This is a genomic window from Microbacterium sp. JZ31 (genome assembly GCF_016805985.1).
GTDB lineage: Bacteria > Actinomycetota > Actinomycetes > Actinomycetales > Microbacteriaceae > Microbacterium.
This window is the reverse complement of sequence record NZ_CP017661.1, coordinates 1,090,715-1,113,032: the sequence shown is the minus strand read 5'-3', so window position 1 is coordinate 1,113,032 and position 22,318 is coordinate 1,090,715. Positions and strand designations below refer to the sequence as shown.

The 22,318-nt window shown below is 71.2% G+C and carries 25 protein-coding genes and 1 pseudogene; 6 read left to right on the top strand and 20 right to left on the bottom strand.

What is annotated here, in order from left to right:
* The first annotated feature begins 77 nt into the window (after positions 1–77).
* Positions 78–1,865 carry a thiamine pyrophosphate-requiring protein gene (locus BJP60_RS05300; protein ID WP_203138047.1) on the top strand — a complete coding sequence of 596 codons (1,788 nt, stop codon included), beginning with the start codon at positions 78–80 and terminating at the stop codon, positions 1,863–1,865.
* A 78-nt stretch (positions 1,866–1,943) separates the two neighbouring features.
* Here the strand turns inward: BJP60_RS05300 and BJP60_RS05295 are convergent, their stop codons facing one another.
* The 3 genes and pseudogenes from BJP60_RS05295 to BJP60_RS15215 form a co-directional block, all read right to left on the bottom strand.
* On the bottom strand, positions 1,944–2,555 hold the full coding sequence (locus BJP60_RS05295) for a flavodoxin family protein (RefSeq protein ID WP_203138045.1): 612 nt from the start codon (positions 2,553–2,555) through the stop codon (positions 1,944–1,946).
* Between the two features lie 14 nt (positions 2,556–2,569).
* A complete protein-coding gene (locus tag BJP60_RS05290) occupies positions 2,570–3,313 on the bottom strand; it encodes a zinc-binding dehydrogenase (RefSeq protein ID WP_238439576.1) in 744 nt (247 codons plus the stop codon).
* A gap of 116 nt (positions 3,314–3,429) precedes the next feature.
* Positions 3,430–3,711, bottom strand: a pseudogene (locus tag BJP60_RS15215) (alcohol dehydrogenase catalytic domain-containing protein); the annotation flags it as partial.
* 148 nt (positions 3,712–3,859) lie between these two features.
* On the opposite strand from BJP60_RS15215, the gene BJP60_RS05285 reads away from it, so the two are divergent.
* The gene (locus tag BJP60_RS05285) at positions 3,860–4,558 is read left to right on the top strand and encodes an SGNH/GDSL hydrolase family protein (protein ID WP_203138043.1); all 699 of its coding nucleotides are present in this window, start codon (positions 3,860–3,862) and stop codon (positions 4,556–4,558) included.
* A gap of 21 nt (positions 4,559–4,579) precedes the next feature.
* Here the strand turns inward: BJP60_RS05285 and fabG are convergent, their stop codons facing one another.
* The 3 genes from fabG to BJP60_RS05270 all read right to left on the bottom strand — a co-directional run bounded on the left by fabG (position 4,580) and on the right by BJP60_RS05270 (position 7,023).
* Positions 4,580–5,332, bottom strand: a complete 753-nt coding sequence (gene fabG / locus BJP60_RS05280; RefSeq protein ID WP_203138041.1) for a 3-oxoacyl-ACP reductase FabG — start codon at positions 5,330–5,332, stop codon at positions 4,580–4,582.
* Between the two features lie 109 nt (positions 5,333–5,441).
* Positions 5,442–6,440 carry a magnesium and cobalt transport protein CorA gene (locus BJP60_RS05275; RefSeq protein ID WP_203138039.1) on the bottom strand — a complete coding sequence of 333 codons (999 nt, stop codon included), beginning with the start codon at positions 6,438–6,440 and terminating at the stop codon, positions 5,442–5,444.
* Positions 6,441–6,504: 64 nt separating this feature from the next.
* A complete protein-coding gene (locus tag BJP60_RS05270) occupies positions 6,505–7,023 on the bottom strand; it encodes a GNAT family N-acetyltransferase (protein WP_203138037.1) in 519 nt (172 codons plus the stop codon).
* Between the two features lie 56 nt (positions 7,024–7,079).
* Between BJP60_RS05270 and BJP60_RS05265 the strand changes: the two genes are divergently transcribed.
* A complete protein-coding gene (locus BJP60_RS05265; protein WP_203138035.1) occupies positions 7,080–7,451 on the top strand; it encodes a nuclear transport factor 2 family protein in 372 nt (123 codons plus the stop codon).
* Between the two features lie 20 nt (positions 7,452–7,471).
* Here the strand turns inward: BJP60_RS05265 and BJP60_RS15210 are convergent, their stop codons facing one another.
* Positions 7,472–7,735 (bottom strand): hypothetical protein, encoded by a 264-nt coding sequence (locus BJP60_RS15210; RefSeq protein ID WP_238439575.1) that lies wholly within the window; start codon positions 7,733–7,735, stop codon positions 7,472–7,474.
* 141 nt (positions 7,736–7,876) lie between these two features.
* Here BJP60_RS15210 and BJP60_RS05260 point away from each other — a divergent pair, with 141 nt between their 5' ends.
* Positions 7,877–9,781, top strand: a complete 1,905-nt coding sequence (locus BJP60_RS05260) for a penicillin-binding transpeptidase domain-containing protein (RefSeq protein WP_238439574.1) — start codon at positions 7,877–7,879, stop codon at positions 9,779–9,781.
* 4 nt (positions 9,782–9,785) lie between these two features.
* Entirely contained in the window at positions 9,786–10,082 is a 297-nt protein-coding gene (locus BJP60_RS05255) for a DUF1905 domain-containing protein (RefSeq protein ID WP_203138030.1), read from the top strand.
* 3 nt (positions 10,083–10,085) lie between these two features.
* Here BJP60_RS05255 and BJP60_RS05250 read toward each other — a convergent pair whose 3' ends face one another.
* The 8 genes from BJP60_RS05250 to BJP60_RS05215 all read right to left on the bottom strand — a co-directional run bounded on the left by BJP60_RS05250 (position 10,086) and on the right by BJP60_RS05215 (position 16,911).
* Entirely contained in the window at positions 10,086–10,601 is a 516-nt protein-coding gene (locus BJP60_RS05250; protein WP_203138029.1) for an HPP family protein, read from the bottom strand.
* Positions 10,598–11,056, bottom strand: a complete 459-nt coding sequence (locus BJP60_RS05245; RefSeq protein ID WP_203138028.1) for a hypothetical protein — start codon at positions 11,054–11,056, stop codon at positions 10,598–10,600. The genes BJP60_RS05250 and BJP60_RS05245 overlap by 4 nt, the downstream gene beginning before the upstream one ends.
* On the bottom strand, positions 11,053–13,509 hold the full coding sequence (locus BJP60_RS05240) for a molybdopterin oxidoreductase family protein (protein ID WP_203138023.1): 2,457 nt from the start codon (positions 13,507–13,509) through the stop codon (positions 11,053–11,055). Before BJP60_RS05240 ends, BJP60_RS05245 begins: the two co-directional genes overlap by 4 nt.
* A 111-nt stretch (positions 13,510–13,620) precedes the next feature.
* Complete coding sequence (locus BJP60_RS05235; RefSeq protein WP_203138020.1) at positions 13,621–13,956, bottom strand: hypothetical protein; 336 nt, start codon at positions 13,954–13,956, stop codon at positions 13,621–13,623.
* A gap of 95 nt (positions 13,957–14,051) precedes the next feature.
* A complete protein-coding gene (locus BJP60_RS05230) occupies positions 14,052–14,501 on the bottom strand; it encodes an acetyltransferase (protein ID WP_442923408.1) in 450 nt (149 codons plus the stop codon).
* Positions 14,502–14,570: 69 nt separating this feature from the next.
* Positions 14,571–15,140 (bottom strand): dihydrofolate reductase family protein, encoded by a 570-nt coding sequence (locus BJP60_RS05225; protein ID WP_203138017.1) that lies wholly within the window; start codon positions 15,138–15,140, stop codon positions 14,571–14,573.
* A gap of 73 nt (positions 15,141–15,213) precedes the next feature.
* Entirely contained in the window at positions 15,214–15,999 is a 786-nt protein-coding gene (locus BJP60_RS05220) for a GNAT family N-acetyltransferase (protein WP_203138015.1), read from the bottom strand.
* Between the two features lie 54 nt (positions 16,000–16,053).
* A complete protein-coding gene (locus tag BJP60_RS05215) occupies positions 16,054–16,911 on the bottom strand; it encodes an endo alpha-1,4 polygalactosaminidase (RefSeq protein WP_203138014.1) in 858 nt (285 codons plus the stop codon).
* 149 nt (positions 16,912–17,060) lie between these two features.
* Between BJP60_RS05215 and BJP60_RS05210 the strand changes: the two genes are divergently transcribed.
* Positions 17,061–17,591 (top strand): GNAT family N-acetyltransferase, encoded by a 531-nt coding sequence (locus BJP60_RS05210; RefSeq protein ID WP_238439573.1) that lies wholly within the window; start codon positions 17,061–17,063, stop codon positions 17,589–17,591.
* 108 nt (positions 17,592–17,699) lie between these two features.
* Here BJP60_RS05210 and BJP60_RS05205 read toward each other — a convergent pair whose 3' ends face one another.
* From BJP60_RS05205 to BJP60_RS05185, 5 genes are all read right to left on the bottom strand, one after another.
* On the bottom strand, positions 17,700–19,271 hold the full coding sequence (locus BJP60_RS05205) for a molybdopterin-dependent oxidoreductase (protein ID WP_442923406.1): 1,572 nt from the start codon (positions 19,269–19,271) through the stop codon (positions 17,700–17,702).
* 82 nt (positions 19,272–19,353) lie between these two features.
* Positions 19,354–20,037, bottom strand: a complete 684-nt coding sequence (locus BJP60_RS05200) for a fasciclin domain-containing protein (RefSeq protein WP_203138012.1) — start codon at positions 20,035–20,037, stop codon at positions 19,354–19,356.
* 311 nt (positions 20,038–20,348) lie between these two features.
* Entirely contained in the window at positions 20,349–21,188 is an 840-nt protein-coding gene (locus BJP60_RS05195) for a hypothetical protein (RefSeq protein ID WP_203138010.1), read from the bottom strand.
* 45 nt (positions 21,189–21,233) lie between these two features.
* Positions 21,234–21,827, bottom strand: a complete 594-nt coding sequence (locus BJP60_RS05190; protein ID WP_238439572.1) for a hypothetical protein — start codon at positions 21,825–21,827, stop codon at positions 21,234–21,236.
* 128 nt (positions 21,828–21,955) lie between these two features.
* A complete protein-coding gene (locus BJP60_RS05185) occupies positions 21,956–22,126 on the bottom strand; it encodes a hypothetical protein (RefSeq protein ID WP_203138007.1) in 171 nt (56 codons plus the stop codon).
* Positions 22,127–22,318: the final 192 nt, after the last annotated feature.

Below are 22,318 nucleotides of genomic sequence, written 5' to 3'. Positions count from 1 at the left end.
TACCGGGGCGCCACTCCGCTGCGTCGCCGCCACCGCATCTCGCGTCATCGCCTCGCAGAGGCCGGAAGGGGCTTCCCATGACCACGGTCGCCGATCAGATCGTCCAGCGACTCGCCGACTGGGGTGTCGGCCGCGTGTTCGGATACAGCGGCGACGGGATCAACGGCGTGCTGGACGCGCTGCGCCGCTCGGACGCCGGGATCGAGTTCGTGCAGGCCCGCCACGAGGAGAACGCGGCGTTCATGGCCGTGGGGCAGGCGAAGTACGACGGCGGTGCGGGCGTCGTGATCTCGACCCAGGGGCCGGGTGCCATCCACCTGCTGAACGGCCTGTACGACGCGAAGCTCGATCACGCGCCGGTCGTCGCGCTCATCGGCCAGCAGCACCGCAGCACGCTCGGCTCGGGCTACATGCAGGAGGTCGATCTGCGCACGCTGTTCGCGGATGTCGCGTCGGCGTACATCACGCAGGTCGCGTCGCCCGAGCAGGTGCCGCTCGCGATCGACCGCGCGTTCCGCAACGCTCTCGCGACCCGCCAGCCGGCGGTCGTCATCCTGCCTCACGACGTCCAGAGCGCCGAGGCGTCGGACGTCGAGCAGTCGCACGGCGTGGTGCGCACGGGCGCGGTCTTCGAGCCCCCGCTCGTCACCCCGCCCGCGGAGCGTCTGGACGAGGCCGCCGCCCGGCTGCGGCGGGCGCAGCGCCCGATGATCCTCGCCGGGCGGGGTGCGGCGTCCTGCGGCGACGCACTTGCCGAGCTCGCGACGCGGATCCGCGCCGGCGTGGTCACGAGCCTGCTGGGCAAGCCCTACATCGACGAGTCGCTGCGGCACGCGGCCGGCACGATGGGCCACCTCGGCACGACGGCGAGCGCCGAGCTGCTCACCGCGTGCGACCTGCTGCTCATCGTGGGATCGAACGACCCCTGGACCGAGTACTACCCCGCGCCGGGACAGGCCGCCGTCATCCAGATCGACGTCGACCCGCGGATGATCGGCAACCGCCTGCCCGTGGACGTCGGCATCGTGGGAGACGCGGGCGCCGCCATCCGCGGTCTCGCGGAGCGCGTCGAGGAGCGGGCCGAGGACGAATGGTGGGCGCGCGTGCGGGACGCCGTCGACCGCTGGCGGCAGACCGCCGAGCGCCGCGCGGCCGTGCAGGCCGAGCCGCTGAACCCGGAGGCCGCGGTCCGCGCGCTCAACGCGCACGTCCCCGACGACGCCCGCATCGCGCTGGATGTGGGCAGCATCGTCTACTGGTACGCCCGGCAGCTCCGCCTCCCCCGCGGTGTGCCCGCGCATGTGTCGGGCACGCTCGCCACGATGGGCTGCGGCGTGCCGTATGGCCTCGCCGCCAAGCTGGGGGCGCCGGACCGTCCGGTCGTCGTGCTCGCGGGCGACGGCGGCATGCAGATGACCGGGGTGGCCGAGCTGATCACGGTGGCCGCGCGCTGGCGCGACTGGACCGATCCGCGCTTCGTCGTGGCGGTGTTCGAGAACCGGGATCTGGCCGAGGTGAGCTGGGAGCAGCGCGAGATGGAGGGCGCACCGCGGTTCGCCGAAACGCAGGATCTGCCCGAGTTCGCCTACGCGGAGTACGCGCGCATGCTGGGCCTCGGCGGCGAGGTCGTCGACGATGCGGACGACCTCGACGCCGCGTGGGGCCGCGCGTTCGCAAGTGACCGCCCGTACGTCCTGCATCTGCGCACGGACCCGGCCGTGCCGCTGCTGCCGCCCGCGGCCTCCTCGCCCGATGCGGCCGAGGAGATGCGCTCGGCGCTGCGGGCGGAGGTCGAGGCCGGCGGGCCCCAGGGCGAGCGCGCACTGCGTCTGCTCGACGCGTACCTCGACATGCCCGCCACCTGAGCGCGCGGAAAGGGGGCCCGGATCTTCCGGACCCCCTTCTCGCATGCGCTCAGGGCATCGTCCCCCGGCGTCATCCGCTCACTCGGACGGCGGCGGCGGCGGGTAGGGCGACTCCTTGAGCAGACGCGCGAGGTGCGCCGCGTTGCGGGCGAGCGTGGCGGTGGTGCTGGCGACCTGCTCGGGCGTCTCTTCGAGATCCTTGTAGTCGGTCGTCTTCATCGCCTCGCCGTTCCAGTAGACGCCGCCCTGAGACGGGACGGTGTAGCCCGCGTCGACGAGCGCCTGGTACAGGTCGGCCGTGATGCCGTGGGCGCCGTCCTCGTTTCCGACGACGACCGTCACGGCGACCTTGCCCGCCAGGATCTGCCGCCCCGCGTCGTCCGTCACGGACAGCTCGTTGTCGAGCCGCTCCAGCACGCGCTGGGCGATGCTCGACATGTGCCCCATCCACGTCGGCGTGCCGAAGACGAGGATGTCCGCGTCCAGCACCTTCTGTCGGAGCGCCGGCCAGGCGTCGCCGTTCCCCATGTCATCGAGCACACCCGGCTTGACGTCGTGGTCGACGACCCGGATCTGCTCGCCCGTGATGCCGTAACCGGCGAGCGCTTCGAGCACCTGGCCGTTGAGCAGCTCGGTGCTCGACGCGTCCGGAGACGGCGTGAGTGTGCAGTTGAAGGCGAGTGCGTGCATCGATTCCTCCTCGATCAGGCGGCCGTCGGGTGCAGCAGGACCTTGGTCCAGCCGTCCTCGCGCTTGTCGAACCGCTCGTAGGCCTCCGGCCCCTCGCTGAGATCGAGCTCGTGCGAGACGATCAGGCCCGGGTTCGCCCGGCCCTGGATGATCAGGTCCCGCAGCTCCCGGTTGTAGCGCTTGACCGGGCACTGGCCGGTGCCGATCGTGAGCCCCTTCGTGAAGGCGGTGCCGAACTGGAAGTCGTAGCGCCCCTCCTTCGCCGGCTCGGTCGCCGCACCCGGATCCTGCGGCACGTAGACGCCCACGACGCCGAGGCCGCCGGTCGCACGGACGACCTTCACGAGCTGGTCGAGCACGAGCTCGGGGTGCTCCTGCCCCGCGGCGTCGTGCGCCTGGTACCCCACCGCCTCGACGCCGCAGTCCGCCCCCTGTCCGCCGGTGGCGTCCATGACGACCTGCTCGACGTCGGTCTGCGAGAAGTCGATGGCCGTGGCGCCGAACCGCTCGGCGAGCGCGAGTCGATCGGGCTCCTTATCGACGACGAAGACCTGGGCGGCGCCCTTCAGCATCGAGCTGTGCGCGGCCATGAGACCGACCGGTCCGGCGCCGAAGATCACGACGGAGCTGCCGGGCTTGACACCCGCCATCTCCGCACCGTGATACCCGGTAGGGAAGATGTCGGACAGCAGCGCGAAGTCGCTCTCGTGCTCGGTGCCCTCCGGCAGCAGGAGCAGGTTGAAGTCGGCCCACGGCACCCGGAGGTACTCCGCCTGTCCCCCTGGTACGGACCCATCATCGGGTAGCCGTAGCCCGCGCCCGGATCACCCGAGGGGTTGGCGCGCTGACATGCCGACGTGAACCCGGCGTTGCAGTTGCGACACGAGCCGCACGCGATGTTGAACGGGACCGAGACGCGGTCGCCGACCTTGATCCGCTCCACTCCCGGCCCGACCTCGACGACCACGCCCATGTTCTCGTGCCCGAGCGTCATGCCGGACTCCATGGCGGCGCGTCCCTCGTACGGGTGCAGATCCGAACCGCAGATGTTGGTGGTCGTGATGCGGATCACGGCGTCGAGCGGCGCCTCGATGCGTGAGTCCTCCACCTCCTCGTAGCGCACGTCGAAGGCATCGCGATAGACCACGGCTTTCATGACTCTCCTCTCCGCGCAGGCGGCGTTCGCCGGCGAGAGCCCCAGTCAACGCGCGGCCACCCCGTCGCAGACACCGGGTTGACAGCCCGATCCGATCATGCGGACCGCGACTCAGCGTCCCGGCAGGTCCCGGGGACAGGATGGACGGATGCGCACTCGCCGGATCGTGATGGCCGCCGTGACCGTGTCCGCACTGGTGGCGGGCGGCGCCACGATCGTCGCCCTCGCCCGGTCGCAGGCGGAGCCGCCCGGATGCGACGACATCCGCGCCTATCAGGAGCGCTACGGCGAGATCGAGACGCTGGGTGAGGGCGCGCACGAGATCACGGTGCTGGGCGACTCGTACTCGGCCGGCGACACCCTGCGCGCCCGGGGTCAGCGCTGGACCGACGCCCTCACGCAGCTCGACGCCGAGCTCACCGTCACGCTCGACGCGGTCCCGTTCACGGGATTCGTGAACAGCGGCGCGTGCGGGCCGAACGCGTTCACCGACCGCATCGACCGTGCGGTGGCGGCGGCCGACGACGTGCTCGTCGTCCAGGGCGGGCTGAACGACGTGGAGGCGCAGCCGGAGGACGTCGCGGATGCCGCCGCTCGCGTGCTGGACGCGGCCGACGGCGTCACGCACGTGCTCGTCGTCGGACCCGTGGACGCGCCCGCCCGCGACGGCGAGCGCGCGATCGACGCCGCGCTCGAGCGCGCGGCAGCCGCGCACGGCGCGCGCTACGTCTCGGCGCTCGCGTGGGACCTGCCGTTCGGCGCCGACCGCCTGCACCTGACCGCGGCCGGCCACCACGCGTATGCCGAGCGCGTGCTCGAGGAACTGCGCGCGGCCGGCGCGATCTGACCCGGACGTCGGCCCGAGGGCTCAGGCGCGCGGGCCTCCCGCGACGTACAGCACCTGGCCCGACACGTAGCCGGCGCCCTCGGAGCAGAAGAACGACACGGCGTGCGCGATGTCGTCGGGCTGTCCCGCGCGCGGCACGGGCGTCTGCGACGCGACGCCGTCGAGGAACTCCTCGAACGAGATGCCCATGCGCTCGGCGGTCTGCTTCGTCATGTCGGTGACGATGAATCCCGGGGCGACGGCGTTCGCCGTGATGCCGAACTTCCCGAGCTCGATCGCGAGCGACTTCGTGAAGCCCTGGATGCCCGCCTTCGCCGCGGCGTAGTTGACCTGACCGCGGTTGCCGAGCGCCGAGATGGACGACAAGTTCACGATGCGTCCCCACCGTGCTTCGACCATGTGCGCCTGCACGGCACGCGTCACGAGGAACGCCCCGCGCAGGTGCACGTCCATGACCGAGTCCCAGTCGTCGACGGACATCTTGAACAGCAGGTTGTCGCGCAGGATGCCGGCGTTGTTCACGAGCACGGTGGGCGCCCCGAGCTCGGCCGCGACGCGCTCGACGGCCGTCGCCACGGCGCTCTCGTCCGTGACGTCCACGCCCACCGCGATCGCGCGTCCGCCGTCCGCCACGATCGCCTCCGCCGTCTCCCGGGCCTGGTCCTCCAGGCGGTCGAGCACGGCGACCGCGTTGCCGTCGGCGGCGAGGCGGCGAGCGGTCGCGGCTCCGATGCCGCGCGCGGCGCCGGTCACGATGGCGGTTCGAGTTGTCATGCTGATCCTCCGATGCTTCCTTGCAGTGAGGGCGACGTGCGAGCGCCGGCCGCGGACGACGCGGTGGGCCGGATGGCCGTCGACTCGAGCGACTGTATCGCCTGGCGGGTCACATCCACCGGCGCCATTTGAACACGACGTACAGACCCACGGCGGTCAGCACCATGAGTCCGAGCGCCATCGGATAGCCCCACGCCCACGACAGCTCGGGCATCCGGTCGAAGTTCATCCCGTACACGCCCGCGACGATGCTCGGTCCGAACAGGATCGCGGCCCATCCCGAGATCCGCTTCACCTGCTCGTTCTGCGCCAGCGCCGTCTCGGTCTGGCGGCGCGTCACGAGCGTCGAGTTCACGGTGAGCGCGTTGTCGAGGATGGCGCGATACGACGCCAGGCGCTCCGCGATCCGGATGGCGTGGTCGAGCACGTCCCGCAGCGACCGCTGCAGCTCGATGTCGACGCCGTAGCGGTCGGCGCCACGCAGCAGCCCCTCCAGCATGGCGCGCAGCGGATCGGCGGAGCGCTGGAAGCCGATCACCTCGCGTGAGAGCAGGTAGATGCGCTGCGACAGCTCGGCGTGCTCGGATCCGAACAGCGCGTCCTCGATCTCGTCGATGTCGTTCTGCAGACCGGCGACGACCGGCTCGTACTCGTCCACGACCTCATCCATCACGGCGTACAGCACCGCCTCGGGACCGAACGCGAGCAGCTCGGGCTGCCCCTCCATGCGCCGGCGCACGCGCGCGAGATCCGGCGACTCCGCATGGCGGATCGTCACGACGAAGTCGGGGCCGACGAACACGTGCAGCTCGCCGAACTCCACGGTCTCCTCGCGCTCGAGATAGCGCGCCGGAAGCAGCACGGCGAACAGCGTGTCGCCGTAGCGCTCGAGCTTCGCCCGCTGGTGGCCCTGCAGCGCATCCTCGACCGCGAGCGGGTGCAGCGAGAACTCCTCCGCGACCTGGCTGATCTCCTCGCGCGTCGGTCGGAACAACCCGATCCACGCCATGCCGCCCTCCGAGCGCATGTACTCGAAGGTCTCCTCGAGGCTCGCGGGGTTCTCGATGCGGCGGCCGCCGACGTACACGGCGTTGTCGATGATGGGCACCCGGCAATTGTCGCGTGCCCTGCGCGCTGGGGCGGGGAGGCGCGGTGCCTCCTTCACGCCCTTCTCAGCCGAGGTCGATCCAGTACCGGCGCAGTGCCTGATCGCCGTCGCGCCGGATGTCCTCGAGCACACCGCCGTTCTTCTCGATCACCCGCGCCGAGGCCGCGTTCCGATCGTGACACACCACGAGGATCCGCGGATACCGGCGTCGCCGGGCGAGATCGGCCGTGCGCGCGAGCGCCCATGTCGCCAGACCGCGGCCGCGGGCGGACGGGCGGATGCCGTAGCCGACGTGGCCGGCGAAGTTCAGCAGGTAGTCCGTCAGCTCGTGTCGGAAGGAGACGGCCCCCAGGTACTCGTCGCCCTCCACGACCCAGCGGTAGGTGTCTGTCACCCGTCCCGGTCGGCGCGGCGACTTCTCGGCGGCCACGAGCGACGTCGTGTACCGCTCGAATCCGGCCGGCGTGATGACGTCGTCCTCGTCGTCGATCCCCGCGCCGTCCTGCGTCGCGCCGGCCCACTCGGCGTGAGACTCCAGGAACGACCGGTGAAAACGGGGGTGCGGCGCGACCAGCTCGGGCATCCTCCGATGATGCCATCGGCATTGCGCCCCGCACGCGGGCGGACTAGACACGAGCCATGACCCGAGCACAGGACTGGCTGGACGGATATCTCCGCGCGTGGAAGTCGTACGACGCGGCGGACGTGCGCGCGATCTTCACCGACGACGCCGAGTACTGGTTCCGCCCGAACGATCCGGAGCCGACCCGCGGCATCGACGCGATCATCGAGATGTGGGACTCGGACCGCGACGACGACCCGGAGTACGACTTCGAGGTGCTGATCGAGGACGATCGGCTCGGCATCATCAAGGGCCACGTGAACTACCCGGGCGGCAAGCACTACACGAACATCTGGGAGGTCTGGTTCGCCCCGGACGGGCGCGCGCAGAAGTTCGTCGAGTGGTGGATGCTGCCGCGCAAGCGCGACGCGGCCGAATCCGCCGGCTGACGGATCCGCCCCGCACGACGTCAGTCGTGCGGCCGATAGAGGGACGCGCCGCTGGGCTCGACCTCGAGCACATGCCCCGCCGCCGTCGCGAGTCGATCGAGGATCTCCGCACGACGCCCGCGCATCCATGCCGGGAGCACGCGGTCCCAGTCGTCCGCGTGCGGCACGTAGAGCTTCATCGGCGTCATGCCCCAGCCGCCCTCGAACACGAAGCGCCGCCCGCCCTCGCGGTAGACGATCTCCTCCTTCCAGCGCGGTTCGACGCTCCAGTCGCTCTCACTCACCGCGATCCCGCATTGTCTCTGCCAGCACGGTCGGGTTGCGTCCTTCGAGAGCCGCGCCGATCCGATCCGCTCGCCAGTCGCTCATGTCACCACACGGTACCGATCCGCGCGGACGTCGACGGCCCATGCCAGGATGACCGAGTGCTCACGGCTCACTCGCGCATCCTCCCCCGCATCGGCGCCGGCGTCGCGCTGACCGCTCTCCTCGTCTCCCTCACGGGCTGCACCGACCCGGGAGAAGAGGCGACGCGCACGCTGGCCGACGACCTCGCCGCCGCCCTGTCGGGGCATACGCTGGACGGCGTCGCCCTGACGGATCAGGGTGCCGCCGCGGCGTTCGCCGAGCAGGTCGAGCCGCTCGCCGCGTACGACGTGAAGGTGGCCGCGGGCGAGGTGGAGCGCGAGGGCGGCGAGGGCACAGTGCCGCTGCGGTGGACGTGGGACGTCGAGGGTCACGAGTGGACGTACGACACGACAGCGGCGCTCGTCGAGGGCGAGGAGCAGAAGTGGGCGGTCGAGTGGACGCCCGCGACGCTCGTGCCCGGGCTGAGCGCGGAGGAGCGCATCGAGGTCCAGCGCGAATACGGCCCGCGTGCCGACGTGGTGGACGCGGGCGGCGACCCGATCGTCACGCTGCGCCCCGTGGGCCGCTACGGCCTCGACAAGGCGAACACGCCGGCGGATCAGGTGGGCACGTCGGCCGAGCGGATCGCGGGCGCCCTCGGGATCGATCCGGCCGCCTTCCGTGCGACGGCCGAGGCTGCCGGGCCGGAGGCATTCGTCGAGGCGCTGACGGTCCGCGAGGGCCAGGAGAGCGAGCACGTCAAGCCGGAGTTCGCAGACATCCCTGGCGCGCTCGTCGTGCCCGACGAGGTCGACCTTGCGCCGACCCGTGCGTTCGCGCGCGAGATCCTCGGCTACGTGGGCGAGGCGACCGCCGAGGTCGTCGAGAAGTCCGAGGGGACGATCCACCCGGGCGACCGTGTGGGGATGGCAGGCCTGCTCGCGACGTACGACGGCCGGCTGCGCGGCACGCCGACGCTGCGCATCGAGGCCGTCGGCGCCGACGAGACCCGGCGCGAGCTCGCCGAGTGGCAGGGCGAGGCCGGCGAGCCGCTCGAGCTCACGCTGAACCAGCAGATGCAGCTCGTGGCCGAGCACATCCTGTCGCGGATCTCGGGCGAGGGCGCGCCCGCCAGCGCGCTCGTCGCGATCCGGCCCTCGACGGGTGAGATCCTCGCCGCGGCGAACGGTCCCGGAAACGGCGGGATGAACGCCGCGACGGCGGGGCAGTACGCGCCCGGGTCGACGTTCAAGCTCGTCACCTCGCTGGCGCTGCTGCGCTCGGGCGCCACGCTCGACGACGTGCTGAGCTGCCCCGAGACCCTCGACGTCGACGGCTACACGTTCCACAATTTCGACGACTATCCGGCGACCGCGCTCGGCGACGTGACGTTCCGCACGGCCCTGGCGAACTCGTGCAACACGGCGCTCATCGGCGCACGGGACCGGATCGACGACGGTGCGCTCGCGTCGGCCGCCGCGACGCTGGGCCTCGGCGAGGCGCCTGATCTCGGCTACCCCGCCGCGCTCGGCACCGTGCCCGAGCCCGAGAGCGAGACCGAGCGGGCCGCCGACCTCATCGGTCAGGGGCGCGTCACGGCCACGCCGCTCGGCATGGCGACGGTGGCCGCGTCGATCCAGGCCGGCCGCACGGTCGTCCCCCACCTCGTCGCGGATCGAACGGGAGAGGCGGATCCGGATCAGCCGCTCACCGCCGAAGAGACCGCCGCTCTGCAGGAGCTCATGCGCGCGGTCGTGACCGAGGGCTCGGCGACGTTCCTCGGCGGCATCCCGGGCGAGCCGGTGGGAGCCAAGACGGGCACGGCCGAGTACGGCGACCCGGGCGAGGACGGCTCGTATCCGAAGCACAGCTGGATGATCGGCACGCACGGGGATCTCGCCGTGGCCGTGTTCGTCGAGACGGGCGAATCGGGCGCCACGACCGCGGGCCCGCTGCTGCAGGCCTTCTTCGAGAAGTGGTGAGCGCGTGGCGTGGGAGTTCGAGGCCGAGCTGATCGAGTGGCGCGGACCCGCGCCGTTCGTCTTCGCTCCCCTGCCTGCCGAGCTCTTCGCCGAGATCAAGGACGCCGCGCGTGGGCTCATGTACTGGGGTCAGATCCCCGTGATCGCCACGGTCGGTCAGACCGAGTTCGACACCGCGATGTGGCCCAAGGACGGCCGCTTCCTGCTGCCGATCAAGGTCGCCGTGCAGCGCGCCGAGCGGATCGACATCGGCGATGTCGTCACGGCGGTGGTGCGACTGCCGGGCGAACCGGACCGATGACCGTCATCCCCGGCGGCCGAGCAGGCTCCGGTTCAGTCCCCACCCGGCGAGGCTGATCAGCACGATCGCGCCGGCCATCGCGAGCAGCTGCGGCGGCTCGGTGAGGATGCCGAGGCTGACGATGAGCGTGGTGGCGCCGGCGGGCGGATGCGGCATGTTCAGCAGGCTGAGCACCAGAGTCGTGATCGCCACCGAGAGCACCCCCGCCACGACGTAGGCCACGGTCAGCCCGCCGACGGGCGCCGGCGGCTGCCCGCTCAACCCCAGCGCGAAGAAGCACGCGATCCCGGCTCCGAGGCCCACGGCATGTCCGACCAGCGCATTGGCGGGACGGGAGGACGGCGACGCGGGCGACTCGAAGAACAGCATGACCGTCGGCCCGAGGCTCGGGAACAGCCATGGCTGCTTCAGCACGAGCCCCACGACGCCGGCGCAGGCGAGCACGACCAGGCACAGCGTTGCGGCATACGCCGCCGCTCCGGTGCGGCTCTCCCGCAGCCGCACGGCGGGCCGCGTCACGAGGTCACCAGGAGAGCCTGCGGCGCCGCCTGCTTGATGCGGGTGAGCAGCCAGTCCTGCTGCAGCTTCGTCTGGCTCTCGCAGTCCGTCGCAACCGCCAGCAGTTCCTCGTCACGCAGCGCCAGGGCTCCCTGCTTGACGACGGTCCAGGTCGTGTCGACGAACGAGACCAGCATCCGCACATCCTGCAGGTCGCGCAGCAGGGCGAGCGCACCCGTGCGGCTCTCGCTCATGGCCTCGAGACGGAAGCGCTCGGGTTCGGCGTCCGGCTGCTCTCCGTACCGCTCCACGATGGGCGCCAGCCGCTGCTCGTGCTCGTCGCACTGCTGGGCGAGGGTATGGCACAGGTGATAGACGTCCGGCTCGTCGCCGTGCCCGTCGGCGAGCTGGCGGAAGGACTGTGCGAGCGCCTGCTCCCCCGCGTGCAGCAGTCCGATGTACACGGCGAGCTTCATGATGCCGTCCCCTCCATCACCGACTCCTCCGCCCGCGCGTCCGCCCCGCCGACCGTCGCCGGCACCGAAGCGGGATCGGCCGGGCGCGATGCGGAGGTGGTGGGTGCGGGTGCCGGCGCCGCGCCGTCCGCCACCTTCTCGACGCGCACGGCCGCGACCTTGAAGATCGGCTGCTTCGAGACGGGGTCCCATTCCGTCATCGTCAGCTCGTTCGCCGCCGTCGGACGATCGTCCGGTCCCGACCGGCCGTCCTCCCAGTAGCCGTAGTGGAACGGCGCGAACACGCACCCCTCCCGCACGTCGCCCACCCGCGCGGGCACGACGATCTCGCCCCGCGGCGAGCGCACGCGGACGATGTCGCCCTCGCGCACGCCCAGCCGCTCGGCATCCGCGCGCGACAGCTCGGCCCACGCCGACGGTGCCGCGCGCTGCAGCTGCCGGGTGCGGCCCGTCTTCGTGCGGGTGTGGAACTGATACACCGTGCGCCCGGTGGAGTACTGCAGCGGGTACTCGTCGCTCGGCACCTCATGCGGCGGGTTGTAGGCCGCCGCCTTCAGGATCGCCCGGCCGTTCGGAGCCATCGCCCGATAGGCGATCTCGCCGATGGTCGCGCCGGTGAGCAGATCGTGACCGTAGCTCTCGGCCCGCTCGGGCTCGGTCGGGAAGACGCCGTCCGCATACAGGCGGTCGGTGCCGTCCGGATGGTCCGCGTTGCACGGCCAGGGGATGCCGCTGCCGCCGCGCAGCTTCTCGTAGCTGAGGCCGGTGTAGTCGCACAGCCGCCCGCGGGAGCACTCCTGCCAGGCGCGGAAGCCGTCCTCCGGCCCCGACCAGTCGATCAGCGGAGCGCCGTCGTCGCGGCGGAAGTCCATGCGCCGCGCGTAGTCGAGGAAGATGTCGAGGTCGCTGCGCGCCTCCCCCGGCGGCTCGACGGCCTTGTCCGACAGATGCACCGTGCGGTTCACGTTCGTGAACGTCCCCTGCTTCTCGCCCCAGCCGGCCGCGGGCAGCACGACGTCGGCGAGTCGCGCGGTCTCGGTGAGGTAGAGATCCTGCACCACGAGGAACAGCTCGGGCCCCGCGAGGATGCGACGGATCCGCTCTGCCTCGGGCATGGACACCGCCGGGTTCGTCGCCTGCACCCAGAGGAACTCGATGCTGCCCTGCTCGGCGTAGCGGAAGATCTGCATGGCGTGCGTGGGCGGCGCCCAGTGCGGGATCTGATCGACGTGCACGCCCCACAGCTCGGCCAGCTCGCGGACGTGATCCGGGTTCTCCCAGTTGCGGAAGCCGGGCAGGTCGCCGTCCGCGCCGGCCTCGCGCGCGTTCTGGGCGGTGGGCTGACCGTTCATCTGCAGGATGCCCGAGCCGGGCTTGCCGATCCGGCCCGTCAGCAGGTGCAGGTTGTTGACCTGGCAGGAGGCCGCCGTGGCGTCCGAGGACTGGTAGAAGCCCTGCAGCACGGTGGAGAGCACCCGATCGGATGTCGCGAAGATCGCGGCGGCGCGCCGGACGTCGTTCGCATCCACCGCGCACGTCTCCGCGACCTTCTCGGGCGTCCACGGCTCGACCGTCGCGCGCAGCTCGTCGACGCCGATGGTGTGCGCCGCGACGAACTCCTCGTCGATGCCGCCGGTGACGAACAGCTCGCGCACGAGTCCGTTCATCAGGGCGAGGTTGGTGCCGGGCCGCACGGCGAGATGCACCTCCGCGTGGCGGGCGACGTCCGTACCTCGCGGGTCCACGCACACCACGCGCGGCGGGTGGGGTCCCGCCAGGCGGTCGAGCACCCGTGCCCACAGCACGGTCTGCGTCTCGGCCATGTTGTGGCCGAAGAGGAAGATCGCGTCGCACTCGTCGATGTCGGAGTAGCTGCCGGGCTGGCCGTCCGAGCCGAAGCTCTCCTTCATGGACGCGGCCGCGGTGGCCGTGCACAGTCGCGTGTTGCCGTCCATGTGGGGCGTGCCGATCCCGGCCTTGCCGATGATCCCGAGCGCGTAGTACTCCTCCAGGAACAGCTGACCGCTGCTGTAGAACCCCATGCTCAGCGGCCCCTTGTCGGCCAGCAGCGAGCGGCTGCGCTCGACGATCCGGTTCATCGCCGTGTCCCAGTCGGTCTCGATCAGCTCGCCGCCCTGCCGGATGAGCGGGCGTGTCAGGCGATCGTCGCTCGTCATCCCCTGCCAGCTGCCGAACAGGCCCTTCGGGCCGAGGCGGCCGTGATTGACCCGGTCGACAGCGCGCCCGCGCACGCCGACCATCCGGCCGTCCTTGACCGCGATGTCGGTCGCGCAGCCGTTGCTGCACAGCACGCAGGCCGACTGCACCCAGCGGTCGACGTCGTCGCTGCCGAGTCCTTCCGCCAGCTTGGTGTCCACCCGCACGGGCCACCGCTCACCGCGCGCGAAGGGCGTCCTGGTCCCCCAGATGTCCGCGATCCGATCCACCGTCATCCGAACCTCCCGCCGGAGAGTCTCCTGCCGGCGACGATGGCGGCGAAAGCCGCTCGACACCGACGTGGCGCTGTGGAAACATGCGCCCGCGAGGCGGAGGCACGGCCGCGTCTACGCGGAGGCTCCTCCGCTGCCGAAGGGCGGGTAGACCGCGAGTGTCGCGGCGATGACCGCGACCGTCGCGACGAGGAGCAGGATGTCCGCCCGCGCGGTTCGACGACGCGCCAGACCGCGGCCGAGCTGCACGGCGACGACGACGCCGACGATGGCCGACCAGGCGGTGAGGGTCCAGCCGAGGAGCATGCCGAGCGTGACGAGCTCGTCCGCGCCGGTGCCGCGGTTCAGGAGGTGCGCCGCCGTGAGCGAGAGCGCGGCGACGGCGGCCAGGCCGAGCGCCGCGCCGCCGGCGGCTGTGGTGGATCGCGAGGCGTCGCGCACGGTGTCCATGTCTCGAACGCTAGTGACCATCCGCCAGGGAGACAACGATCGCGTCAGACGGATCGGTCGGGCCTGCCCGCCCGTCAGCCGACGGGGTCAGCGGTTCACCGGGTCAGGCGCATGTGCAGCAGCGGGTACGGGCGCCCCTCGCCGTCCAGCGCGCTGCGTCCCGTCACGGCGAATCCGACGCGCCGGTAGAACGCGACCGCCTGCGCGTTCTGCTCGTTGACGTCGACGGAGTCCACCCCGTGTGCCTCGATGGCGTGCTGGATCAGCCGCGTTCCGATCCCGGCGCCGCGGTTGTCTGCGGCGATGAACAGCATCTCGAGCTTCCCCGAATCCGTCCCCGCGAACCCGACCGGCCTGCCGTCCCGCTCGGCGACCGCCAGGCGCACGTGGGGCAGATAGTCGGATGCGAGTCGCTGTTCGATCTCCGCCTTGTGATCGGCGGCGAGAAAGTCGTGCGTGGCGTCCACCGCACTGCGCCAGATCTTCACCAGCGACGGGTATTCGTCGGCTCCGCGCGGCGGACGGATCAGGAGGTCACTGCTCACCATCCGATGCTACGAGTCGGCGGCCCGCGCCGCGGAACGCGACGGGCCCGCCGTTCCCGCGGCGCGGGCTCACGCCTCGGAGGACCGGTAGTGCAGGTACACGGTGCCGTTGTCGAAGGTGCGCTGCTCGACGAGCCGGAGGTCGAGCCGCGCGTCCTGCGGCAGCGCCCGCAGACCGCCTCCGACGACCTTCGGCACGATGAAGAACCGGAAGTCGCGCACCATCCCGGCGCGGATGGCGTCCCCGGCCGTCGTCGGTCCGAAGATCTCCACCTCGCGTGGCGCCTCCTCGACGATGTCGCGGAGATCCGCGAGGCGGAGATGACGGATCAGCCGTCCGCGGTCCGGCGGGACGTCCTCCGGCGCGAGCGTCGATGACGCCACCATCCGATCCAGGCTCCGCCAGCGCCGCGCGAACTCGCGCTCGTCCTCGCCCCAGGAGTCGTCCTCCGGCTCCGTCTCCCAGTACTGCATCAGCAGGAAGGTGTTGCGCCCCAGAACCTCGGTCGACACCGCCGCCATGCGTTCGACGTGGAGCTGGAAGACCTCGTCGCTCGGCCCTGACCAGTTGAAGTCGCCGGTCGCGTCGTTGACGTACCCGTCGATCGAGACGGTCGCCGTGTAGCTGAGGGTTCCCATGCCGCATGGTCCCGCCGTTGGGTGGAGCGCGCAACCGATTCCCGGCTCTCGTCCTGCCCGGGTCGTCCGCGGTTCAGCGCCGCCAGACGTAGGGCGTGGTCGTGGAGACCTTCACGAGGCCCGAGCGCTCGAGGATCGGGCGCGAGTACTCGGTCGAGTCGCTGTGCACGTAGGTCTTGCCGAGCGCCAGCGCCGAACGCGCGCGGGCGGCGGTCAGCGCGCGGTAGATGCCCTTGCCGCGCCAGCGCTCGAGCGTCGCACCGCCCCAGACGCCCGCGAACTCCGTACCGGCGACCGGCTCCAGCCGCCCGGCGCTGACGATCTCGCCGTCCGCCTCCGCGACCCACAGCTCCATGCCGTCGCCGCGTGCGAGCCGGCGAAGGATCGCTTCCGCGTACTCCGGTGAGACCTCGCCTCCGAACACCCGATCCTGCATCGCGCACATCGCCCGCACGTCGTGCTCCTCGCGCACTCTGCGCAGCGTGACGCCGTCGGGAATCGGCACGTCGGACACGAGCGCTGCGGCCTCGCCGATCATGATCGACTCGGCCTCATCGGGCACGAAACCGCGCGCGACGAGGGCATCATGCAGTCCGGGCGCCTCGTCGTGGCCGCGCGTCTTCCACTCGATCCTGGCGATGGACGCGTCGGCCTCGTAGTAGGCGAGCGCGCCGGCGACGAGCCGCCCGATCCGCTGCGCGTCGGCGCCGTCCAGGTCGCGGTAGGAGATGAGACCTCGACCACCGGAGAACTCGACGAGCCGGAGCGGCCCGAACCTCGTGACGCGGATCGCGCTGGGCGTCTCGGCGTCGGTGCGGAGCTGGTCGTCGTAGGCACGCAACAGCGCTGTGGCATCCATGCGGCTCACCGTATCGGCCTCGGACCGCCGCCGAGCATCGCACCACACCCTGCGTCAGCAGGCGCGGTAGACGTAGCCGGCCGAGCCGGGCGCGACGAGCGCCCTGTCCCGCAGGATCGCCAGCGGCGCGCGGTCCGGCTGGTCGCACACCTCGCCGAACGTCGCGGCGTGCTGTTCGAGCGCGTCGGGGTACTCGATCTGCAGCACGTGGGCGCCGTACTCCTCGGTGTAGGCGGCGCACTCGGCCCACGCGCCGCACTCCTCCGTGACGGCGAAGTCGAAGCCGAGCTCGTCGTGGAGCAGCGGCGTCATCTCCGCCGCGTTCTTCTGCGCGATGGCGAGCCCTGCGGTGTGCGCCCGTTCCACATACGCCGCGGCGAGCGCGTGCGCGCCCGTCATGTCGATCTCGTCGAAGCGTGTCCACGTGTCGAGGTTGTCGATCTCCACGGCGTCGAAGCCGTCCGTCGCGCAGCCGTCGATGATCGGGCCGACGACCTCGAGGATGCCCGCCCGCTGGTCCGGAGTGCTGGGGTCCAGGATGTACTCGTCGGGCCAGTCGGGATCGACGACCGGGTCGCCGCCGGCGTCGCGCAGCAGCAGGTCGTCCTGCGACAGCCAGAACGCCGCTTCGGCCGGCTGCGTCTGGAAGCCGTTGACGTAGCAGACGCTGTAGGCGTCTTCGAGCGGTTCGGCCGTCGCGTCGCGCACGACGACGTCGATCTCGGCCGGACCGTCTCCGAGATCCACGCGGTCGGCGATCTCGCCCAGCTGGTAGTCGAACACCCCGCTGGTGGGCGGCAGCTGGATCCCGTTCGCACCGCTCGCGCTCACTGCGGGCGTGCCTGAGGCACACGCCGTGAGCGCCGCCGCAGCGGCCAGCAGGGTGCCGGCGACGGTCGCGGGCTTGTTCACGGGATCTCCTCGAGGTGTCGGATCGTGCTCGGTCGACGGGCCCGGCTCGGCGAGCGGCTAGACCCGTCGGCGGCCCCTCCCTCGATCATGCGCGATGTGAACCCGGGCCCGCGCCACGGGCGCAGGCGCGCCGGTGGGAGAATCCGATCGTGACCGTCGCGACACCGCCACCCGTCGTCCGCGAGGCAGGCCCCTCCGACGCCGAGGCGGTGGGAGCGGCCCTGCGCGACTACCTCGTCCAGACCGAGATCGAGAAGAGCGAGCGGGGCGCCGGCCGGCTCTCCGCCTCGGGCGACCTTCCCGCGGCCTATCGCCGCGAGGTGGAGAACCCCGCCGACGCCCTGACGGGCTGCCGGATCCTCGTGGCCGAGCTCGACGACACCGTCGTCGGCGTCGCCGTGCTGAAGCCGCGGGCCGCGTCCGCCGAGATCAAGAGGCTATGGGCGTCGCCGGGCGTGCGCGGGCGTGGCGTCGGGTCAGCCCTCCTCGACGCGGCGATCGCCGCGGCGGGAGCCGCACCGGTGACGCTGACCGTGTGGGACTGGCGGGCGGGCGTGATCGGGTTGTACGAGTCGCGCGGCTTCGTCCGGGTTGCGTCCTGGGATGCGCGCCCGCGGCTCGTCTGCATGCGCCGCGACGCGGCTCATTCGGCCCCTGAGACACCCTCCGAGGATCGCTGACGCGGTCCCGGTCATCCGGATCCACGGAGAGCAGCCGAAACGGAGGATCGTGCGGGACGATCCATCCTCCCGTTCGGCTCTTCTCCGGAGATCGGGGCACCGCCGCCGTCACTCGACCGAGATGAGGACGCGGTGCCAGCCGCTCGACCCGTCGGGCGCGATGGGCGCCTTCTCCTCCACCTGCAGGTTGCCGTCCTTGTCGGTCGCGCGGACCGCGACGTAGTGCGTGCCGGCCTCGGCATCCCAGTCGAGGTACCACTGCACCCACGTGTCGTTGTTGATCGGCGAGGCGAGCGTCGCCTCCTGCCATGCGCCGTCGTCGATGCTGACCTCGACGCGCTCGATCCCGACCGTCTGCGCCCAGGCGACGCCCGCGATCGGCGTGCGTCCCGCGGTCACGCGCTTGCCCGGCCTCGGGGTGTCCACGCGCGAGGAGAACTTGATCGGCGCCTCCGCGCTGTAGCCGCGGGGCGTCCAGTACGCCTCGTCGGCGGCGAAGGTCGTGACCTTCAGCTCCGTGAGCCACTTCGTGGCCGACACGTATCCGTAGAGCCCGGGCACGACCATCCGGACGGGGAAGCCGTGCTCGAGCGGCAGCGGCTCGCCGTTCATGCCCACGGCGAGGATCGCGTCGATGCCGTCGTCGGTGAGGGACGACAGCGGCGTGCTCGCCGTGTACCCGTCGACGCTGCGTGAGAGCACCATGTCGGCGTCGCCCTGCGGACCGGCGAGCCGCAGAACGTCGCGGATGGGCACGCCCAGCCAGCGCGCGTTCCCGACGAGCTCGCCACCGACCTCGTTGGAGACGCACGTGAGGGTGATGACGTACTCGTCGAGGCCCATCTCCAGCAGCTGATCGAACGTGAGCTCGATCCGCCGGTCGACCATGCCGTCGACGACGAGGCGCCACGTGCCGGGATCGATCGCCGGCACGGTGAGTGCGGTGTCGACGCGGTAGAAGTCGGCGTTGGGGGTGATGAGCGGGCTGATGCCCGGGATGTCGAGCTCGGCGCCCTCCGGCAGGGTGACGGTCGCGCGCGGCGCGGGCAGCCGCAGCGCGTCGCGGATCGCCTGGACGGAGGTGGTCGCGACGTTCGCGACGCGCGCGCCGACGCCGACGACGAGGGCCGTCCCCGCCGCGACGAACGCGAGGGTGAAGAAGGAGCGGCGGCCCAACCGCGCGGCTTCGTCGGCGGTTCCCTCCGCATCCCCGCGCTCTGCCGGCGCCGTCGCCCAGCGCCGGTAGCGGTCCATCAGGAGGAGCAGAACCGCGATGCCCGCGATCGCCCCGATGAGCGGCGGCAGCCAGGCGAACCCGCTCGCCCCGGAGCGGGTGAGGATCGCGGCCGTCGCGAGCGCGGCCCCGATCCCGAGCACGACGGCGCCCGAGAAGCGCCAGCGCGCCTCGAGCAGACCCGCGATGCTCGCCGCCACGACCACCGCCAGGGCGAGACCGAGTAGCAGCGCGACCTTGTCGAGCGCCCCGAACGCCGCGATCGCGAACTCCTTGACCGGCTGCGGCACGACGTCGATCACGAACGAGCCGACGGCGAGGATCGGGCTGGCCTCCCGCGCGACGAGCAGCGCGACCAGCTCGCTCATCGCGAGCAGAACACCCGCGCTGATCACGCCCGCCAGCGCGGGCCACCAGATCCTGCCGGCCTTCGACATCCGCGTCATGCCCCTCCCCCTTCGCAGGCGGGGCGGCCGCCGGCATCGACGCCGGCGACCGCCCCGATCAGATCCGCGATCCGTCCCCGGATCAGGATGCCGGCGGCATCAGGACGGAGTCGATCAGGTACACCGTCGCGTTGGCGGTCTGCACGCCGCCGCAGATGACCATGGCGTCGTTGACCATGAGCTCGTCGCCCTCACCGGTCACCTCGAGGTCGGCGCCCTGCACGGTGGTGTGCATGCCGGCGATGTCGTCGGGCATGACCTGGCCGGGCACGACGTGGTACGTCAGGATCGACGTGAGCATGTCGGCGTCGGTCGACAGCGTCTCCATGGTGGCCGCGTCGATCGCCGCGAAGGCGTCGTCGACGGGGGCGAACACGGTGAACTCGTCGCCGTTGAGCGTGTCGACGAGGTTCACGTCCGGGTTCACCTCACCGCTGACCGCGGCGGTCAGCGTCGTCAGGATCGGGTTGTTGGACGCGGCGGTGGCGACGGGATCCTGCGCCATGCCCTCGACCGACCCGGCACCGTCCGGAACCTGCTCGGCGTAGTCGGCGCAGCCGGGGCCCACCAGGTTGGAGGCGGGGTCCATCGTCTCGTCCATCGAGTCCTCGCTGGGCGCCTCCGACGAGGGCGCGGTCGACGGCGCGGTCGACTCGCTCGACTCCTCGGCCGAGCCGCCCGCTCCCATCGAACATCCGGTCAGTGCCAGTGCGGACACCGCGAACAGTGCGAGCCCTCCAGTGATGTGCTTGGTGCTGTTGAGCATGAGTTTCTCCCTGGTTGGGAGCCCGGTCGGGCTCTTCCTTCCGTCTCCTGGTGCTGGAGCCGGAGCGCCCCGTGGAGGCGGCGCTTACAGGGAGTTCGGTGGCCTGCGCCGATCGGATTGGACGGGATCGGCGCGGGCAGGAACCGGCTCGTTCCTCCGCGGGCCGCGGCCTCACCTCCGCCCGTCGCGCCCGACACGAGGAGGAACATCGAAACGAAGGACCAGATCGTGAATCCGGTCCTTCGTTTCGGCTTCGGTCCGACGATCCGGAGGGGGATTCCCCCCCCCGCCGCGATCGTCCTACGCGACAATCACGCGTCCAGGTCTGCTGCCAGCCGGACGAACCAGCGGCGCTGATAGGCGGGCAGATCACTTCTCAAGGCCGACTGCACCCCCTGAATGACGAATTCCCGGCTCCAGACGCCGGCTTTCACGAGCCCGGGCACCACCACTGTCCGCATCGGATGGTCGCCCTCGGCCTGGTCGATCTGCTCCAGAGAAGCGCCTTTGACGCCCGGCGTGGAGAAGATGCGCGCGAAGAGCTCCGCGGTGGTCCTCGGCCTGTCGAGCAGCCATCGCAACAGCCGCTTCCCCGGCCGAGCGGCCCAGCCACCGACCAGCATCAAGACGGCGCCGTCGTGATGTGGGCCCTCGACGAGGCCGCCCTCGATCCACTCGTACATCACGGCTCGACCACTGTTGCGATCCCAGTGCTTGGGGTTCGTTGCGAAATCCGCCGACCACCGTTCGACGATCGCTTTCATGTCATTCGGGAAGAACGCCGGGTAGACCCACCGTGCGAACGATCGGTCCTGAGGGATCGGCCATACTCTCGCCGCCTGAGCGGCCGTCTTCGAGCCCAGCAGGACGGTGGTGGCGGCATCCCAATGCCCGGTACTCAACTTTCCTGTCCAGGCGTCGACGAACTGCTCGTGTCCGCCGGGATAGTCCTCCCGCAGATCGCGCAGCCACGAGGCGACCGTCGAGCCCGAGCTCGCGCTCAGGATGGCTTCGGCCTTGCCGGTCAGGCGCTTGCATGTGGCGCGCCGGTCGCTCGGCTCGACGGACGCGAGCATCCGGCCGAGATCGCTCGCGCGCCCTGCTTCCAGGAATTCTTCGATCGAGTCGAGGGTGCGTGTACCCGGTCTCACAGCGCTACTCTGGCATGCCCCTCGCGGCCTACGTCGCCCCTCCGCCTATCGGGAAGTCCCGCGCTGCGCTGCCCGGTAACTCGGCTCGCGCAACCGGCGGACCCAGGAGTAGGTGGTGTACCCGGGGAGCGGATGCCCCACCGGATCGAAACGCAGCTCGGCCGAGTCCGGCTCGGCAGCCGGTCGAAGCAGGACGTCTGCGAAGGGATGCCACCTGCCGGTCGGCGCCGCGTGATACAGCCGGACCTGCCACGGCTGCTCCTGGAGCGACCGACGCAGACCCTCGAGATCCGCGGGGAGCACCCGCGAGGGAACGCTCCGAGCGCAGATCAGCACCGGCCCCCGCGACGAGCGGTACGGCAGCAGGCTCCCGAAGGTCGCGCCCGTAGCCGAGCGCCGGGGCACGAGTACGAACCGGAACGGGAAGCCGATGCCGGTCGATGACAACAGCACGTCCGCATGCCGATCGTTGTCGTGGAGTCGCAGGGCGAGGCCGAGCACGTCGGGCAGATTGTCGGGAAGCCCGACTCCTCGGGACAGCCGCGCGGTCACCTCGACCGGCTTTCCCCGGACGTCGTCGATCCAGCCGACGGCTGACGGCGCCGCGTCGCGAATCCAGGTCGCCTGCCCCGTCAGCACCAGCCCGCGCGGATGGATGGGGCGCGGATGACGGATGCGCCGGAGCAGAGAGAAGAACCCGCCCAGCGCGGTTCCAGCCACCTCTGCAAGTCCAGCGAGCATGCGAGGTCTCGTGCTTGATGCCCGCGTCACTCGCTGCGGCCGCTGTGATCCGCGACGTCCGGCTCTGCCCGGAGAACGTCCGCGATCTCCTCTTCTGGCCGGGGTGCGGTCGTCTCGTCCTCCTCCAGCTCCGGGACGGTCGACTCGTCGAGCGCTGGGACGTGGTGGGGCGCGATGTCGTGGCTGTTGGCGGGCATCGTGATCCTCCTCTCGCGGAGCCTCAGGCTACGCGCGGAGCACTCAGGTGACCAGCCGCTCCCGCCGATCCGCCGGTTTCAGCGGAGAACGGCTTCGCCGATCCGATGCGAAGATCCTGCCCAACGAGCCGTATCTTCCGTCGGACCTCACACGTTGAAGCGGAACTCCACCACGCTCCGAAGCGGAGAAAC

What these genes read in the sequence shown, in the direction of transcription:
- BJP60_RS05185 (WP_203138007.1), bottom strand. Translation starts at nt 22,126, where the DNA reads ATGCCCGCCAACAGCCACGACATCGCGCCCCACCACGTCCCAGCGCTC.
- BJP60_RS05285 (WP_203138043.1), top strand. Translation starts at nt 3,860, where the DNA reads ATGCGCACTCGCCGGATCGTGATGGCCGCCGTGACCGTGTCCGCACTG.
- BJP60_RS05300 (WP_203138047.1), top strand. Translation starts at nt 78, where the DNA reads ATGACCACGGTCGCCGATCAGATCGTCCAGCGACTCGCCGACTGGGGT.
- BJP60_RS05225 (WP_203138017.1), bottom strand. Translation starts at nt 15,140, where the DNA reads ATGGGAACCCTCAGCTACACGGCGACCGTCTCGATCGACGGGTACGTC.
- fabG (WP_203138041.1), bottom strand. Translation starts at nt 5,332, where the DNA reads ATGACAACTCGAACCGCCATCGTGACCGGCGCCGCGCGCGGCATCGGA.
- BJP60_RS05270 (WP_203138037.1), bottom strand. Translation starts at nt 7,023, where the DNA reads ATGCCCGAGCTGGTCGCGCCGCACCCCCGTTTTCACCGGTCGTTCCTG.
- BJP60_RS05220 (WP_203138015.1), bottom strand. Translation starts at nt 15,999, where the DNA reads ATGGATGCCACAGCGCTGTTGCGTGCCTACGACGACCAGCTCCGCACC.
- BJP60_RS05235 (WP_203138020.1), bottom strand. Translation starts at nt 13,956, where the DNA reads ATGGACACCGTGCGCGACGCCTCGCGATCCACCACAGCCGCCGGCGGC.
- BJP60_RS05265 (WP_203138035.1), top strand. Translation starts at nt 7,080, where the DNA reads ATGACCCGAGCACAGGACTGGCTGGACGGATATCTCCGCGCGTGGAAG.
- BJP60_RS05240 (WP_203138023.1), bottom strand. Translation starts at nt 13,509, where the DNA reads ATGACGGTGGATCGGATCGCGGACATCTGGGGGACCAGGACGCCCTTC.
- BJP60_RS05295 (WP_203138045.1), bottom strand. Translation starts at nt 2,555, where the DNA reads ATGCACGCACTCGCCTTCAACTGCACACTCACGCCGTCTCCGGACGCG.
- BJP60_RS05200 (WP_203138012.1), bottom strand. Translation starts at nt 20,037, where the DNA reads ATGCTCAACAGCACCAAGCACATCACTGGAGGGCTCGCACTGTTCGCG.
- BJP60_RS05205 (WP_442923406.1), bottom strand. Translation starts at nt 19,271, where the DNA reads ATGACGCGGATGTCGAAGGCCGGCAGGATCTGGTGGCCCGCGCTGGCG.
- BJP60_RS05245 (WP_203138028.1), bottom strand. Translation starts at nt 11,056, where the DNA reads ATGAAGCTCGCCGTGTACATCGGACTGCTGCACGCGGGGGAGCAGGCG.